General features: G+C 69.9%; 16 protein-coding genes and 1 tRNA gene. 8 read left to right on the top strand and 9 right to left on the bottom strand.

Going from position 1 to position 14,261, the window contains the following annotated elements:
• Positions 1 to 12 precede the first annotated feature (12 nt).
• A complete protein-coding gene (locus tag GNX95_RS12900; RefSeq protein ID WP_163507326.1) occupies positions 13 to 1,119 on the bottom strand; it encodes an alpha/beta hydrolase family protein in 1,107 nt (368 codons plus the stop codon).
• A 155-nt stretch (positions 1,120 to 1,274) separates the two neighbouring features.
• Positions 1,275 to 1,610 (bottom strand): Hsp20/alpha crystallin family protein, encoded by a 336-nt coding sequence (locus tag GNX95_RS12895; RefSeq protein WP_343034837.1) that lies wholly within the window; start codon positions 1,608 to 1,610, stop codon positions 1,275 to 1,277.
• Positions 1,611 to 2,330: 720 nt separating this feature from the next.
• On the opposite strand from GNX95_RS12895, the gene GNX95_RS12890 reads away from it, so the two are divergent.
• Positions 2,331 to 2,696: a MerR family transcriptional regulator gene (locus GNX95_RS12890; RefSeq protein ID WP_163507324.1), complete on the top strand. Its 366-nt coding sequence runs from the start codon at positions 2,331 to 2,333 to the stop codon at positions 2,694 to 2,696.
• Between the two features lie 56 nt (positions 2,697 to 2,752).
• The gene (locus GNX95_RS12885; protein WP_163507323.1) at positions 2,753 to 3,466 is read left to right on the top strand and encodes a (R)-mandelonitrile lyase; all 714 of its coding nucleotides are present in this window, start codon (positions 2,753 to 2,755) and stop codon (positions 3,464 to 3,466) included.
• A 254-nt stretch (positions 3,467 to 3,720) separates the two neighbouring features.
• On the opposite strand, the gene GNX95_RS12880 is transcribed toward GNX95_RS12885, so the two are convergent.
• Positions 3,721 to 3,796: transfer RNA gene (locus tag GNX95_RS12880), tRNA-Arg, on the bottom strand.
• Between the two features lie 173 nt (positions 3,797 to 3,969).
• Between GNX95_RS12880 and GNX95_RS12875 the strand changes: the two genes are divergently transcribed.
• Positions 3,970 to 5,187, top strand: a complete 1,218-nt coding sequence (locus GNX95_RS12875) for a beta-ketoacyl-[acyl-carrier-protein] synthase family protein (protein WP_163507322.1) — start codon at positions 3,970 to 3,972, stop codon at positions 5,185 to 5,187.
• On the opposite strand, the gene GNX95_RS12870 is transcribed toward GNX95_RS12875, so the two are convergent.
• Positions 5,147 to 5,602, bottom strand: coding sequence for a DUF3592 domain-containing protein (locus tag GNX95_RS12870; RefSeq protein WP_163507321.1), 456 nt, complete (start codon positions 5,600 to 5,602; stop codon positions 5,147 to 5,149). The two genes, GNX95_RS12875 and GNX95_RS12870, sit on opposite strands and share 41 nt — an antisense overlap.
• A 141-nt stretch (positions 5,603 to 5,743) precedes the next feature.
• On the opposite strand from GNX95_RS12870, the gene ssb reads away from it, so the two are divergent.
• Both ssb and GNX95_RS12860 read left to right on the top strand, forming a co-directional pair.
• Complete coding sequence (gene ssb / locus GNX95_RS12865; protein WP_163507320.1) at positions 5,744 to 6,142, top strand: single-stranded DNA-binding protein; 399 nt, start codon at positions 5,744 to 5,746, stop codon at positions 6,140 to 6,142.
• A gap of 76 nt (positions 6,143 to 6,218) precedes the next feature.
• Positions 6,219 to 7,553 (top strand): dipeptidase, encoded by a 1,335-nt coding sequence (locus GNX95_RS12860; RefSeq protein ID WP_187369651.1) that lies wholly within the window; start codon positions 6,219 to 6,221, stop codon positions 7,551 to 7,553.
• A 21-nt stretch (positions 7,554 to 7,574) separates the two neighbouring features.
• On the opposite strand, the gene GNX95_RS12855 is transcribed toward GNX95_RS12860, so the two are convergent.
• A complete protein-coding gene (locus GNX95_RS12855; RefSeq protein ID WP_163507318.1) occupies positions 7,575 to 8,549 on the bottom strand; it encodes a zinc-binding dehydrogenase in 975 nt (324 codons plus the stop codon).
• 49 nt (positions 8,550 to 8,598) lie between these two features.
• On the opposite strand from GNX95_RS12855, the gene GNX95_RS12850 reads away from it, so the two are divergent.
• Entirely contained in the window at positions 8,599 to 8,934 is a 336-nt protein-coding gene (locus GNX95_RS12850; RefSeq protein WP_163507317.1) for a LysE family translocator, read from the top strand.
• The gene (locus tag GNX95_RS12845; RefSeq protein WP_163507316.1) at positions 8,934 to 10,469 is read left to right on the top strand and encodes an ATP-dependent DNA ligase; all 1,536 of its coding nucleotides are present in this window, start codon (positions 8,934 to 8,936) and stop codon (positions 10,467 to 10,469) included. The genes GNX95_RS12850 and GNX95_RS12845 overlap by 1 nt, the downstream gene beginning before the upstream one ends.
• Here the strand turns inward: GNX95_RS12845 and GNX95_RS12840 are convergent.
• From GNX95_RS12840 to GNX95_RS12825, 4 genes are all read right to left on the bottom strand, one after another.
• On the bottom strand, positions 10,445 to 11,083 hold the full coding sequence (locus tag GNX95_RS12840) for a hypothetical protein (RefSeq protein ID WP_163507315.1): 639 nt from the start codon (positions 11,081 to 11,083) through the stop codon (positions 10,445 to 10,447). The genes GNX95_RS12845 and GNX95_RS12840 overlap by 25 nt on opposite strands.
• Positions 11,080 to 12,261, bottom strand: a complete 1,182-nt coding sequence (locus tag GNX95_RS12835) for an RNA polymerase sigma factor (protein WP_163507314.1) — start codon at positions 12,259 to 12,261, stop codon at positions 11,080 to 11,082. The genes GNX95_RS12840 and GNX95_RS12835 overlap by 4 nt, the downstream gene beginning before the upstream one ends.
• On the bottom strand, positions 12,258 to 12,623 hold the full coding sequence (locus GNX95_RS12830) for a YciI family protein (protein WP_163507313.1): 366 nt from the start codon (positions 12,621 to 12,623) through the stop codon (positions 12,258 to 12,260). The genes GNX95_RS12835 and GNX95_RS12830 overlap by 4 nt, the downstream gene beginning before the upstream one ends.
• A 67-nt stretch (positions 12,624 to 12,690) precedes the next feature.
• A complete protein-coding gene (locus GNX95_RS12825; protein WP_163507312.1) occupies positions 12,691 to 13,575 on the bottom strand; it encodes a TIGR03564 family F420-dependent LLM class oxidoreductase in 885 nt (294 codons plus the stop codon).
• Positions 13,576 to 13,632: 57 nt separating this feature from the next.
• Between GNX95_RS12825 and GNX95_RS12820 the strand changes: the two genes are divergently transcribed.
• Entirely contained in the window at positions 13,633 to 14,253 is a 621-nt protein-coding gene (locus GNX95_RS12820; protein WP_163507311.1) for a TetR/AcrR family transcriptional regulator, read from the top strand.
• Positions 14,254 to 14,261: the final 8 nt, after the last annotated feature.

The raw sequence follows: 14,261 nt of genomic DNA, 5'->3' as shown, positions 1-14,261 counted from the left end.
ACAGTCCGGTGCTCAGTTTTGCCGCCAGCGGAAGGAGATCTCCGGGTACTGGGATGATGGCCGGTTCAGCAGTGGTGAGGACCAACCCTTCAGGTGCCGGTCGAAGAACGCGCGGACGTACGCGCGAGTGATGGGGACGGCGCGCGAGCGGATCGCGGCGGTGCCGAACAGGGAGTCGATCTGGCTGGCCGTGAGGATGTCGGGAGTGCCAAGGAAATCCAGCAGCGGCGCCGGATCCATGAACGTCCAGTGGCCGCTGCCGGCGAGGTCGAGGTGTCGGCCCCAACCGCGATGGTGCGCTTGGAAAAGCTTCCAGTGGGTGCCGAAGGGACCGTCCTCGGGTGCGAAATCGCCCGCCTCGGTCAACAACATGAACGGATGTGGCAGGCCGTTGGTCGCGACACTGGTCGCGATCGAGCTGTCGATCCCCAGTCCGGCGACAATTCTGGAGTCGACGCCCATCGCCGCCGACACCGCCGATCCACCGCGGGAATGGCCGAAGGCGCCGATGGGGCACCGGGGGTCGCGCAGCAGGTCGACGACCAGTCGCAGATCGCCAGAACGCAACTCGTCGAGTTTGTCGGGCAGTTGCTCCTCGGTCCAGCCGGGGATCTTCGGGTCGCCCATGCCGACGATCCGACCGTGGGGAAACCGCACCGCGACCGAGTCGAACGTGTGGTCCAGCGCCACCACCAGATAACCGTGACTGGCCAGGTCTTCGCAGAGGGCGGTGGCGCTGGCTCGGTACGAGCCGGATCCGTGGCTGTAGAGGACGATGGGAAACGTGCCGGCGCGTGGCGCGTCACCGGTCGAATGCGTTCGGATCCGGCAGAATCGGCCGGGAAGCGAGACACCCAGGCCCTGGTCCAGTCGATCGCTGACCGATCGGCTGACGTACGCGGCGCAAGGTCCGCCGGGCCGCCGGGTCGGATACCAGAACTGCACCATGATCTCGCGCCGGCGCTTCGTGAACGGATCGATGCGGACCGGATCGACGACATGGCGAACGGTGGTCGCGATCGGCCATCTCCCGGTCGGCGTCGCCAGCGCCGGAGCCGAAGCTGCCCGTGCCGGGGTGGCGGACAGCAGGCCAGGTGCGGTGGCAGCCGCCACACCCACTGCCAGAAGGGTCGCCAGTCGCCGCCTGCTCAGGTCAGATCCGTGCCAGGGCGATGATGTCCATTTAGCGGTCATGGACTCATCTCACCGAGCGGACAGCGCTGACGGTATCTGCCGATCGGCAGATACCGTCAGCGAACTCGCGGAGGCGGTGGTCAGGCGTTGATCTGTTTGGCCGCGTCGGTCGATTCGATGGCGATCTTGCGGGGTTTGGCCTGCTCGACGACCGGGATCCGGATCGTCAGCACGCCCCCCTCGTAGCTGGCGTTGACATGTTCGGCGTCCAACGTGTCGCCGAGGAACAACTGGCGGCTGAACACCCCGCACGGGCGTTCGGCGACGGTGAGTTCGACGTCGTCACCGTACTCGGTCCGTCGTTCGGCCTTGACCGTCAGGACGTTGCGTTCCAGGTCCAGTTCAATCGAGTCCGGTGCGATGCCGGGCAGGTCGAAGTGCACGACGTACTCGTCCCCTGACCGGTAGGCATCCATCGGCATGGCCGCCGGCCGCGTGCGAGTGCCGTTCGCGTCTTCTTGGGTCCTCTTTTGGCGCGACTCCTGGTTTGCCGGCTGTCGGGGCAGCCGTCATCGGTGCGGCGGGGCGGATGCCGGGGCCGCCGCGCGGCACCGCGTCACGAGACGCACGGCGGTCGGAAGACGGAGGACTGGTTGAGGCTCGGACCGCCCGAACGAAGGGCTGGCGGCCACCGACTCCGCCTCGCTTTCTATCGCCTTTCCACGGCGTCGCGGACAGACCTCACCTCCTCTCACCTACCGATCGGGTGCTGTGAAAACTCGAGCCTGGTACGTGTAAAAGCGGCGGCGCGCGCTGCCGGCGTCGACGCGACCGTGGCCGTGCCGACCGCCCGGCTAGGCGACGTGGCTGGCCGGCAACCAACTCCGGCGGCCTGTCAGGTTGGTGGGGCTTGGCGAGGAACTGACAGGGCGGTGGCTGCTGTCGGCCGGGATACGACGCGGCGATGATCGCGTCGAACTCCGCCCGCAACCACTCCACGTCGGCTGACACGGCGTCGGCGAAACAGCCCAGCGTCGCCGTGTCGGAGGCCCAGGTGGGGCACGTTGTCGCTGTTGGCATCGAGGCTCACTCCCCAGTACGTCGCTGGCACGTACACCAGGTCATTCACCCTGATATTTTTTCTATAGCGCAGACTGTAGATTGTGTCAAGAGGTCGTTGCAGATACCATCACGTGATGACTGCGGAATCGGCGCGCTCAACGAGCCGCCCCGACCGGTTCGACGACCTGGCCCGGCTGGATGACCAGGACTATCCCACCTACACCACGGGCCAGGGCGCCACCTTGCTGGACGTGCAGGTGGCGTTCCTACGCAGCCTGGACGCCGCCGGCGTCGTACGCCCCGCACGCTCCGCCGGCGGACACCGCCGATACAGCAGGCGCCAGCTCGCCCGCGTCAGCCGGCTACGCGACCTGTTCGACGAAGGGCACAGCATGGCAGCGGCGGCCCGTATCGCAGACCTGGAAGATCAGCTCGCCGACGCCCACCACGAGATCGCCGCGCTGCACGAGCGGCTCGCGCGCACGAACCAACCGGAGTGATCCGGCGGTCCCGGCGTCCAGGCAGTTCTGTACCTACCAGTATGTACACTCAGGTCATGGAGATTCACCGGAATGGAGAACGGCGGCGCGGGCCCGAGGAATGGTTCACCGGGGTCGTTCACCTTACGCCGATCGCGACGCCGGCTGACGACTCGCGGCTGGCCATCTTCGACGTGGTGTTCGAGGCTGGCGCGCGTACGGCGTGGCATTGGCATCCGCACGGTCAGGTCCTGCACGTGACCGAGGGTTGGGGTCGGGTTGGGCGACGGAACGCGCCGGCAGAGGAGATCCGCCCCGGCGACTCGGTGCGGATCGCGCCAGGCGAATGGCACTGGCACGGCGCCGGCCCCACGACGAGCATGAGGCATCTGGCCGTACAGGAAGCGGCGGAAAACGGCACGACCGCCGAGTGGGGTGAGCACGTCACCGACACGGACTACCAGGGTCGCGCGACGCTTCTCAGGTCGCGGCTGACGGCCGCGAAGCGTACGGAAAGCGTGGAGGTGCGGCGAATTCGGCTGTCGCCAAACGAGGTCCCAGGCGCACACGTCCACAACTGTCCGGTGGTCGGCAGCATCGAGCAGGGCTCGGTCACCTTCCAGCGCGAAGGCGAGCCATCGGCCGTACTTGGGCCTGGCGACGTCTTCTACGAACCCGAGGCCGTGACCATCTCGCGGTTCGACGCGGGGCCGGACGGACTGACTTTCCTCGCGTACTTTCTTCTCGACGGCGGCCAGTCGCCGGAGATCGAGCTGGTGGCGAAACACTAGCGAGCAGCAGATGACCGACAGTCAATCCCCCGCGGGTAGCGGCCGTCGGCGCATGGGACGCATCGATGTCGGCGATCATCGTTCTTGCCTGCGGCCTCTGCGGTCTCCTGGTGAGGGAAGCAGGCAGCCGTGCCCTGCGGCGGCAGTGGCTGTGTGAGCACTATCTAACGAAGCGCTGCCGGATTTCCTGACAGGATTTTCTTCATTCTTTCGGCGCCGCGGAGCTGGCGAGCCGGGAAGCATTCCCATCCTATTGGTGCCCCCGGCAGGAATCGAACCTGCGGCCAAGTGCTTAGAAGGCACCTGCTCTATCCGCTGAGCTACGGGGGCCAGTCAGGCAGCACAGGGGGACGTGGAGCCGGCCCCCGTACGCCGCGGTCAACAGGGTAGCCGCTCACCCGGTGTATTCACAGCCAGCCGTTCCGCCGAGTCACACCTCAGCCGCTCCGGCATCCGGGATTGCCCCAGACCGGCATAATGCCCTGCGACGTTCGGGAGGGTGAATGATCGAGTCGCGGGATGGCCGGGAGGTCGTCGTCACCGGAGTCGGTGTGGTGTCGCCGGCCGGCATCGGCGCGGAGGCCTTCTGGGCCGGGTTGTCCAGGCCGGTGGAGGATGCCACGACGCGCGAGGTGACCGGGTTCGACCCGGCCGACTGGGGGCTGACCAAGCAGCAGGTCAGGCGTACGGACCGGTTCGTACAGTTCGCGCTGGCGGCGAGTGCCCAGGCGCTGGCCGACGCCGGTTATGCGGACGACGGCCTGGACGATCCGGAGCGGTGGGGGATCGTGATCGGCAGTGGCATCGGTGGCGCGCTGTCGTGGGAGACACAGGCGTACGTGCTGCGGGATTCGGGGCCGCGCAAGGTCTCGCCGTTCACCGTGCCGATGGTGATGCCCAACGGCGCCGCCGGCGCCGTGTCGATCCGCTATGGCCTGCGCGGTCCGTGCGAGACGATCTCCACCGCCTGCGCGACCGGTACGCACTCGGTCGCGGCGGCGGCTCGGCTGGTCGCGTCGGGGCGGGTGGACCGCGCCATCGCCGGCGGCTCCGAGTCGTGCATGACCGGCACGAACGTTGCCGCTTTCGGCAACATGCGGGCCCTGTCGCCGACCGGCCGGTCGCGGCCGTTCGACCCCGATCGTGACGGGTTCTGCGCTGCCGAGGCGGCGGGCTGCCTGGTGTTGGAGACCGCCGAGTCGGCGGCCAGCCGCGGCGCGCGGGTGTACGCGAAGGTCGCCGGCGCGGCTTCGACGGCGGACGCGTTCCACATCACCGCGCCGGCTCCAGGCGGCGCTGGCGCCGCGCGGTGCATGCGGCTGGCGATCGAGGATGCCGGCGTACGCGTCGAGGACGTCACGCACGTCAACGCGCACGGCACGAGTACGGAGCTCAACGACGCCGCCGAGGCAGAGGCGATCAACGCCGTTTTCGGTGCGCACCGGCCGGTCGTCACCTCGATCAAAGGCGTGACCGGTCATTCGCTCGGAGCCGCCGGCGCGGTCGAGGCGGTGGCTCTGGCGTTGACTTACAAGCACAGGACCATCCCACCGACCATCGGCACGTCCACTGTGGACGAAAAGCTCGATCTCGATGTCGCGTTGACGCCGCGCGAGTGGCAGCCGGGGGTCGCCTTGTCCAACTCGTTCGCCTTCGGCGGACACAACGGGACGCTGGTCTTCACCCCAGCTGGAACAGCCACCCCAGCGACGGCAGTGTGACGGCGGCGATGAGCAGGCCGCCGATGATGGCGGCGGTGCCGGAGATCAGGTAGGTCCACGGCTGCGTACGCGTGTCGAAGCCGTCGACCAGCACGTTCGCCGGATCGTCCGGCAGATAGCGGACCGCCACCTGGCCGCCTGGCCGCAGCTTCTTGGACCTGGCGACCCGGCCGACCGACCGCGAGGCGGTCGAGGTGACCGTCACGGTCCGGCCGGCCGCCTGGAAGCTGACCTCTGCGCGCGTGCTCAGCCGTGAGCGGCGCAGGCGGACCAGCGTCGCCTTGGTCGAGCGGCCTTCGCGGCGCAGCAGCGCGTGCCGGCGCGACTCGGCGACGCCACCGCCGACGTACACGAGTCCGATCACGACCAGCAGCACCGCCAGACCGATCAGCACCGCCAGTCCGAAGTGATCCACGTGCTGAGCCTACATACCACGTCTGGCGGCGTTTTCCGGGTTTTCCACACCTCGATTCGCCGTCCACAGATTTGCCGCCGGCCACGCCATGACCTGGACTTTCGCGGGATCGTGGAGACACCGCGAGGCAAGGAGAGGCAGATGTCAGGAGAACCCTTGGTGACGATGGTGGGCAACGTCGCCGGTGGACCACACCTCAAGAAGGTGCGCAACGGCTGGTCGGTGTGCAACTTCACCATCGCCGCCAACCCGCGGCGCTTCGACGCGACCAGCAAGGAGTGGAAGGACGACGATCCGCTCTTCCTGCGGGTGAACTGCTGGCACCAGATGGCCAAGAACGTGGCGGCCAGCCTGGTGAAGGGCGATCCGGTGGTGGTCTATGGCAGGTTCCTGGTGCGGCAGTACGAGGTGGAGGGCCAGCGCCGCACGTCCAACGAGATCGAGGCGATCAGCGTCGGGCCCAACCTGCAGTTCGGCCAGTGCAGGTTCAGCAAGGAGCCGGCCGGGCCGCCGGAGCAGGAGGTCGTACGCGCCGCATAGCAGTCGGTGCGACATCCTAAGAGGTCCCTACGTGCGGCCTCTAAGATCGGAGGCCGTGACTGATAACGATTCCCGGGTGGCTGAGCTTGCCGCCGCCGTGCAGCGGGTGCTGCCGTCCGTACGAGCCGACCTGGAACGGCTGGTCCGCATCCCCAGCGTGAGTGTGGCGGACTTCGACCAGTCCCACGTGCGGGCGTCCGCCGAGGCGGTGGCGACACTGTTCCGCGAGGCCGGCGCGGCCGACGTGCAGATCCTGTCGGTGCCGGGCGGCGCGCCGGCGGTCGTGGCGACCTATCCGGCGCCGGAAGGAGCGCCGACCGCGCTGCTGTACGCGCACCACGACGTGCAGCCGCCGGGGCCGGACGAGCTGTGGGAGAGCCCGGCGTTCGAGCCGACCGAGCGCGACGGCCGGCTGTACGCGCGCGGTGCGGCCGACGACAAGGCTGGCATCGCCGCGCACCTGGCCGCTCTGCGCGCGTACGACGGCAAGCCGCCGGTCGGCGTGACGATCTTCGTCGAAGGCGAGGAGGAGATCGGCTCGCCGACGCTCGGACAGTTCCTCGCCGCCTACCGGGACCGGCTGGCCAGCGACATGATGGTGCTTGCCGATTCCGGCAACTGGGCCATCGGCCAGCCGGCGCTGACCGTCAGCCTGCGCGGCCTGGTCGACTGCTACGTGAACGTACGTGTGCTGGAGAAGGGCGTACACAGCGGCATGTTCGGCGGCGCGGTGCCGGACGCGCTGACCGCGTTGTGCCGGCTGGTCGCCACGCTGCACGACGAGGAGGGTCACGTCGCCATCCCAGGCTTCGGGCCGGCGATGGACAGCGAGCTCGACATTCCGGAGGACCGGCTGCGCGCCGAGGCCGGCATGCTCGACGGTGTCGGCCTGATCGGCAGTGGCCGGCTGACCAGCCGCGTGTGGAATCAGCCGGCGCTGAGCGTGCTGGCGATTGACGCGCCGCCGACCAAAAAGGCGTCCAACACGCTGCTCGCCTCCGCGCGCGCGAAGCTGAGCCTGCGCGTGCCGCCGGGCAGCGACGCCAAAGCCGCGTACGAGGCGTTGGTCAAGCACCTCCACGAAAACGCGCCATGGGGTGTCCAGGTCACCGTCGACCCGGGTGAGATCGGCCAGCCGTACGCGATCGACGCGACCGGTCCGCGCTACGACGCCGCGCGGCAGGCCTTCGCCGACGCGTGGGGTGTCGAGCCGGTCAACATGGGGATCGGCGGCTCGGTGCCGTTCCTGGCCGAGTTCGCCGACCAGTTCCCGGAGGCGGCGCTGCTGGTCACCGGCGTCGAGGACCCGGCGTCCGGCGCGCACGGTCCCAACGAGAGCCTGCACCTCGGCGAGTTCGCCAAGGTGTGCCTGGCCGAGACCCTGCTGCTGGACAAGCTCTCGCGGCTCTGACGTAATCGGATTCCGATTGCGTCACGGCACCAGGACGACCTTGCCGGTGGCCTGGTTGGTCTCCATGTACGTGTGTGCCGCCACCACGTCGTCCAGCGCGAAGACGCGGTCGAGGTTTGGCTGGTACGTGCCGGCCTCGACCTCGTCGACGATCCGCTGCAGCGCGCCGGCGCTGCCTTTGAAGTCGTCGCTGTGATACGCGGTGAGCTTCGAGCCGGAGGGGATCATCGCCACCGGCTCGAAGCTCGGGATGGCCCAGACGCCGCTGAGCATGCCGGTCACGCACACCGTGCCGCCGCGGTGTACGAGGTGCAGCGACTCGACGGTCGTGGTCGCGCCCACCAGCTCCAGCACGTAGTCGGGGCCGTCCGGCCAGATCTCGCGCACCTGTTTGCCCAGGTCCTCGCCGTTGTCGACGATCACGTGGTCGGCACCGCCGGCGGTCAGCGCGGCGGTCTTGTCGGGGCGCCGGGTGGTGGCGGCGGTCTCGACGCCATAGCCGCGTGCCATCGACAGTGCCGCCATGCCGACCGACGACGTGCCGCCACGTACGAGCAGCCGGCCACCGCTGCCGGGACCGATGCCGAGCGCGTCCATGGATCCCTGAGTCGTCAGGTAGGTCTCCGGCAGCGCGGCGAGGGTGTGCCAGTCGAGCGTCGTCCGCACCGGCATCAGCAGCTCGTTGGGCAGCAGCGCGAAGTCCGCATAGCCGCCGTCGAACTCGCGCCCCATCTCACCCATGATCGCGGCCACGGTCTGGCCGACCGCCAGCGCCGGATCGGTCGACTCGGCGACCACGCCGACGCACTCGATGCCGAGCACGCGCGGGAAGCTCACGTTTGGCGAGTGGCCCTGCCGGGTCATCAGCTCCGACCGGTTCAGCCCGGCGCCCTTCACCTCGACCAGGCTCCAGCCGTCCCGCACGGCCGGTCGCGGCACGTCGCGGACCTCCAGCACCTCGGGACCGCCGGCTCGTACGCACACCGCTGCTCGCATGTTCGTCTCCTGTGTCCTGATGTCATACCCGCCGGATAACGTACGTGCCATGAGCTGGCATTCCATCCTGGTGTTCCCGCCGGCCGCCGTGCTGGTGGCGCTGACGCCGGGCGCCAACAACCTGCTCGCGCTGTCCAACGGCATGCGCAGCGGCTCGCGCGCGGCGGTCGGTGGCCTGCTCGGCCGGCTGGCCGCCTTCGCGGTGTTGCTCACGCTCGCGGTGGCCGGCCTCGAAGCGCTGCTGGCCGCGTCCCGGGTCGCGTTCGAGGTGGTGCGCTGGCTCGGCGTCGGCTATCTGGTCTATCTCGGCATACGCACGATCGTCCGGCCCGGCCTGATGCTGGGGGCCGCCGGCCTGCTGGCGACCGCGAAGGCGCCGAGCTGATGCTGCTGACCAGGCTGGTCGAGACGTCCGCGGCGGTGGCGGCGACGCGCAGCCGGCGTGAGAAGGCCGAGTTGCTGGCGGCGGTGTTGCGCGAGGTCGAGCCGGAGGAGGTCGTGCCGGCCGTCGCCTACCTGTCCGGTGAGCTGCGCCAGCGGCAGATCGGCGTCGGCTGGCGGAGCATCCAGGACGTGCCGGCGCCGGCGGCCGAGCCGAGTCTGACGGTCGCCGCGGTCGACACGGCATGTGCTCGCATCGGTGCCACGACCGGAGCCGGATCGCAGGCACAGCGCCGCACGCTGCTCGGCGACCTGTTCGGTCGCGCGACCGCCGTCGAGCAGGAATTTCTGCGCCGGCTGCTGACCGGCGAGCTGCGGCAGGGTGCGCTGGCGGGGCTGATGGTCGACGCGATCTCGCGAGCGACCGGCATCGAGGTTCCACACGTGCGGCGTGCGTTGCTGCTGTCCGGCGACCTGCGCGGTGTCGCTGCGGCAGCGCTCGGCGGTGGCGCTGCGGCGCTGGCCGAGTTCCGGCTGGAGGTCGGCCGCGCGCTGGAGCCAATGCTCGCCGGCACCGCGCCCGACATCGACTCGGCGATCGAGAAGGTGTGCCCGGCCGCGGTCGAATACAAGCTCGACGGCATCCGCATCCAGGCGCACCGCGACGGCGACCAGGTGCGGCTGTTCACCCGCAGCCTCGACGACGTGACCGCGCGGCTGCCGGAGGTCGTCGAGGTCGTACGGGCCCTGCCGGTCCGGCAGATCGTGCTCGACGGCGAGGTGATCGCGCTCGACGACGACGGCCGGCCACACCGGTTTCAGGTGACCGCGAGCCGCACCGGCCAGCGCGGCGACCCGCGGCGGCTGCGCGAGCGGATGCCGCTCACCGCCGCGTTTTTCGACATCCTGCACCTGGACGGCGACGACCTGCTGGACGAGCCGGGGGACCGGCGCTGGTCCGCGCTGGAAAAGGTGGTGCCGGCGGCCGCGCGGATCACGCGCGAGGTGGTGGAGTCGGCGGAGGCGGCCGGGAGGGTGTACGCGGCGGCGCTCGCCGCCGGCCACGAAGGTGTCGTCGTCAAGGCACTGGACGTGCCCTATCAAAACGGTCGCCGGGGTGGCGGCTGGCTCAAGGTCAAGCCGCGGCACACGCTCGACCTGGTCGTGCTCGCCGTCGAGCAGGGGCACGGCCGCCGCCGCGGCTGGCTGTCCAACCTGCACCTCGGCGCGCGCGACGAGGCGACCGGCGATTTCGTCATGCTCGGCAAGACGTTCAAGGGCATGACCGACGAGATGCTGGCCTGGCAGACGGAAAAGCTGCGCGCGCTGGCGGTCGAGGAAGGCGACTGGGTGGTGCGCGTACGACCGGAGCTGGTGGTCGAGATCGCGTTCGACGGCGTGCAGAACAGCACGCGCTATCCGGGCGGCATGGCGTTGCGGTTCGCGCGCGTCTTGCGTTATCGCGAGGACAAGAAGGCGTCCGAGGCCGACACCGTGGAGACCGTACGAGCGATCTACGAAGGCCGTCCGACGGCATAGATCCGCTCCTTGAGCGCGGTCTCCGCCTCCTCGCGGCTCATCCCCAGGTCAAACCAGAGCTGGTCGGCGCGTTCGCCGTCCAGTCCGGCGGCGACCCAGGAGAACACGCCGGTGAGGATCACGCTGTCGCCGCCCGGCGGCCGCGCGCCGAGCGCGAACGACACGGCCAGCGCGGCGCGGGTGGCGATCACCCGGTCGGGGTCGTCCGGCAGCCGCCGGGCCGAGGTGAGGAACACCGGCTCGTCGATGATCTTCAGCCAGTCGACCACCGACCCGGCCACCTGTTGGTCGAGGATGCCCTCGATCGACGTGCGTACGGCCGGGCCTGGCTCGTCCGGCAGCCAGCCGAGCCAGTGGTCCGGTGGCTCGAGCCGCCTGAGGTCGTCGCGCACCGGTCCGTGGTCGGGGTTGCGTTCGTAGTCGCCGGTCGCCTTTCCGTCCGGCCCGACCAGGAAGACACCGACGATCGCCTCGGCCGGCACGTATCCGTTCGGGTCGCTGACCATCGTCGCGTCGATCTCGGCGACCGCGCCGCCGGGGTTGGCCGCGGCGGCAGCCGTCAGCTCGGCCGGAAGTTCACGCCGTTCGCGCGGCCATTGCCGCTGGTCGCTCATCCCTCAGACAGTACGGCGGCGGCGCGAGCCAGCAGATAGCGCTGCTCCGGCATGCTCAGCGTGAGGCTCGCCGCGCGCTCGTACTCCGACCGCGCGGCGGCTCGATCGCCGGACAGGTCGAGCAGATGTGCGCGTACGGCGTGCACGCGATGGTGGCCGGCGAGCGGTGCCTCGGCGGCCGCCAGCTCGGCCAGGCCGGCGGCCGGTCCGCGTACCATCGCCAGCGCCACGATCCGGTTGAGCGACACCATCGGTCCCGGCGCGATGGTGGACAGCAGGTCATAAAGGCCGAGGATCTGCGGCCAGTCGGTGTCCTCGTAGCGCGCCGCCTCGTCGTGCACGGCGGCGATCGCGGCCTGCAGCTGGTACGGGCCGACCGGCGCGCGGGCGAGCGTCGCGGCGATCAGCTCGCTGCCTTCGGCGATGAGAGCGGCATCCCACAAGCCGCGGTCCTGCTCGGCGAGCGGCACCAACGAGCCGTCGGCGAGCGTGCGCGCCGGCCGCCGCGCATCGGTGAGCAGCATCAACGCGAGCAGGCCAGCCACCTCGCCGTCGTCCGGCGCTTCGGCGAGCAGCTGGCGCGTCAGCCGGATGGCCTCCGCCGACAGCTCGACGCGGTGCAGCGACGACCCGGAGCTGGCCGTGTAACCCTCGTTGAAGACCAGGTAGAGCACCTGCAGCACCGCGTCCAGGCCGTCCGGCAGCTCGAAGCGCGCACCTTTGATCCGCGCTTTCGCGCGGCTGATGCGCTGCGCCACGGTCGCTTCCGGCACGAGGAACGCGCGCGCGATCTCGGCCGTGGTGAGGCCGCCGACCGCGCGCAGCGTCAACGCGACCTGCGACTGCTCGGTGAGCGACGGATGGCAGCACAGCTTGAGCAGTGTGAGCGTGTCGTCGACCGACGAGACGACCGGCGGATCGGTGGCCATCGCGGCGACCGTCTCCTCGCGCCGCTGCCGGGCCGTGTCGCTGCGCCACATCTCCGTACGCCGCCGCGAAGCGACCGTGATCAGCCAGCCTTTCGGGTTGGCCGGCATGCCGTCGACCGGCCACTGCTGCGCGGCCGCGAGCAGCGCCTCCTGCACGGCGTCCTCGCAGATGTCGAAACCGCCATGACGGCGTACGACCGCGACGAGCACCTGCGGCGCCAGCTCGCGCACCACCCGTTCGATGGTCATCCGAAAGCGCTGAGATCCAGCGTCGGCCGCACCTCCACGACGCCGAAAGCGGCTTCAGGGATCCGGCCGGCGATGTCGTACGCGCGCTCCTCGCTCACGCAGTCGACCAGATAGAAGCCGGCCAGATGCTCCTTGGCCTCGGCGAACGGTCCGTCGCTGAGGCTGGTGCGGCCGTCGTGCGCGGTCACCCGCGTCACCTTCGTCTGCGACACCGGCTCGGTCGCCACCAGCTCACCGGACGCGCGCAGCTCGTCGTTGAGCACCTCGTACGCGCGCAGGCCGGCGGCTCGCCGCTCCGGCGGCATGCTCTGCCAGAGCTTGGCCATCTCCGGGTTGTGGTAGATCAGGATCAGGTATTTCACGGTGCCAGATTCTGCCAAGTTTCCTCCGCCGGCATGTCGAGAACGGCCGTGGCCGGGACGGATCCTTTCAGGCGTTGAGTGCGACGAGCAGGTCGGTCGTACGCGCGCGGTCGGCGGCGGAGCCGAGCGGGAAGGCGATGAACTCGGTCGCGCCGGCGTCGAGCTGCCGCTGCAACTGCCGCTCGACCGACGACTCGTCGCCGACGACGACCACGTCCTCGACGCCGCCGGCGCCTTCGCGCTCCAACATCGACCGATAGCTCGGCAGCGTCGAGGCCATGCCGAAGTTGTCCTTGACCCACCCGCGTACGGCCGCTTCGTCGGAGGTCACCGACACCATGACGGCGGCGACGATCCGTGGCGTAGCCGACGCGGCACTGCTGATCGCCGGCACGACGTGGTCGGCGAGCGTGGCCGGGCCGGCCCAGTTGGTGATCGTGCCGTCGGTCAGCTCGCCGGCGATCCGCAGTGTGACCGGCCCGAGCGCGGAGACGAGTACGCCCGGCGGCCGCGATCCCGGCACGGTCACCGCGCCGGCCGCTTTCAGCGTCTCGCCTTCGTACGCGATCGACTCGCCGTGCAGCAGCGGCACCAGCGCCGACAGATATTCGCGCAGGTGGCGCGCCGGCCGGTCGTACGAGATGCCGAAGCGCTCCTCGATCACCACCCGGTGGCTGAGGCCGACGCCGAGCGTCAGCCGGTTGCCGACCATCGCCTGCACGCTCAGCGCCTGGCTGGCCAAGGCCAGCGGATGCAGCGGGAAGGTCGGCACGATCGCGGTGCCGAGCTCGATCCCGGGCACGGCCGGCGCGGTCGCCGCGAGCACGCTCAACGGATCCCAGTCGTAATGCTGGCCGGTCCAGAATCCGGCCAGGCCTTTCGCCGCGGTCGCTTCCGCGGTGAGTTCGTCGAGCGACTTGCCGCGCTCGTCGATCAGCAGTCCGATACGCATGAGGCTCCTTAACTGGAGGAAATTCCTCCAGTTAGCCTACCTCGGTAGAGTCGCCGGGTGACACTCCGAGCGGACGCGCGGCGCAATCGCGAGCAGATCCTCGCCGCGGCGCGCCGGCTGCTGGTCGAGCACGGACCAGACCATCCGCTTGAGGACATCGCGAAGGCAGCCGGCGTCGGGATCGGCACGCTCTACCGGCGGTTTCCTGACCGCGCGGCGCTCGTCGACGCGGTGCTCCACGACGGCATGGACCAACTGGTCGACGCGGCGCAGGCGGCGCTGCGAGAGGAGTCGGACGCGTGGTCGGCGCTCTGCCGGTTCGTACGGTTCTGTGTGCGTACGCGGCTCGGCGGACTGAGCGCGGTGATCGATCCGCTGCGGCACGAGCAGATGCGGCTGCGACCGGAGACGGTGGCGCGCCGGCGCGTCCTCACGGCGGCGCTGGGGGAGATGATCGGCGCCGCTCAGCAGGCCGGCGACCTGCGTACGGACATCGGCGTGGGTGACCTCGGCATGCTGATCAACGTGCACGTCCGCCAGTCGGCCGGTCTCGCCGACCTGAGCGAGCGGGTCGACGCGCGGCTGGCCGAGCTGCTGCTCGCCGGCCTGCGCGCGTCGGCGCAGGAGGAGTTTCCGCTGCCTGGCGAGCCACTCGGCGCGCCAGACATCGACGGCTGATTTTGGGC

It is taken from the genome of Fodinicola acaciae (assembly GCF_010993745.1).
GTDB lineage: Bacteria > Actinomycetota > Actinomycetes > Mycobacteriales > HKI-0501 > Fodinicola > Fodinicola acaciae.
Note: the sequence above shows the minus strand (reverse complement) of the source record. Positions and strands in the feature narration are given on the sequence as shown.

Coding starts and splice junctions, on each gene's coding strand:
- GNX95_RS12895 (WP_343034837.1), bottom strand. CDS start 1,610: ATGGATGCCTACCGGTCAGGGGACGAGTACGTCGTGCACTTCGACCTG.
- GNX95_RS12890 (WP_163507324.1), top strand. CDS start 2,331: ATGACTGCGGAATCGGCGCGCTCAACGAGCCGCCCCGACCGGTTCGAC.
- GNX95_RS12885 (WP_163507323.1), top strand. CDS start 2,753: ATGGAGATTCACCGGAATGGAGAACGGCGGCGCGGGCCCGAGGAATGG.
- GNX95_RS12875 (WP_163507322.1), top strand. CDS start 3,970: ATGATCGAGTCGCGGGATGGCCGGGAGGTCGTCGTCACCGGAGTCGGT.
- ssb (WP_163507320.1), top strand. CDS start 5,744: ATGTCAGGAGAACCCTTGGTGACGATGGTGGGCAACGTCGCCGGTGGA.
- GNX95_RS12855 (WP_163507318.1), bottom strand. CDS start 8,549: ATGCGAGCAGCGGTGTGCGTACGAGCCGGCGGTCCCGAGGTGCTGGAG.
- GNX95_RS12850 (WP_163507317.1), top strand. CDS start 8,599: ATGAGCTGGCATTCCATCCTGGTGTTCCCGCCGGCCGCCGTGCTGGTG.
- GNX95_RS12845 (WP_163507316.1), top strand. CDS start 8,934: ATGCTGCTGACCAGGCTGGTCGAGACGTCCGCGGCGGTGGCGGCGACG.
- GNX95_RS12840 (WP_163507315.1), bottom strand. CDS start 11,083: ATGAGCGACCAGCGGCAATGGCCGCGCGAACGGCGTGAACTTCCGGCC.
- GNX95_RS12835 (WP_163507314.1), bottom strand. CDS start 12,261: ATGACCATCGAACGGGTGGTGCGCGAGCTGGCGCCGCAGGTGCTCGTC.
- GNX95_RS12825 (WP_163507312.1), bottom strand. CDS start 13,575: ATGCGTATCGGACTGCTGATCGACGAGCGCGGCAAGTCGCTCGACGAA.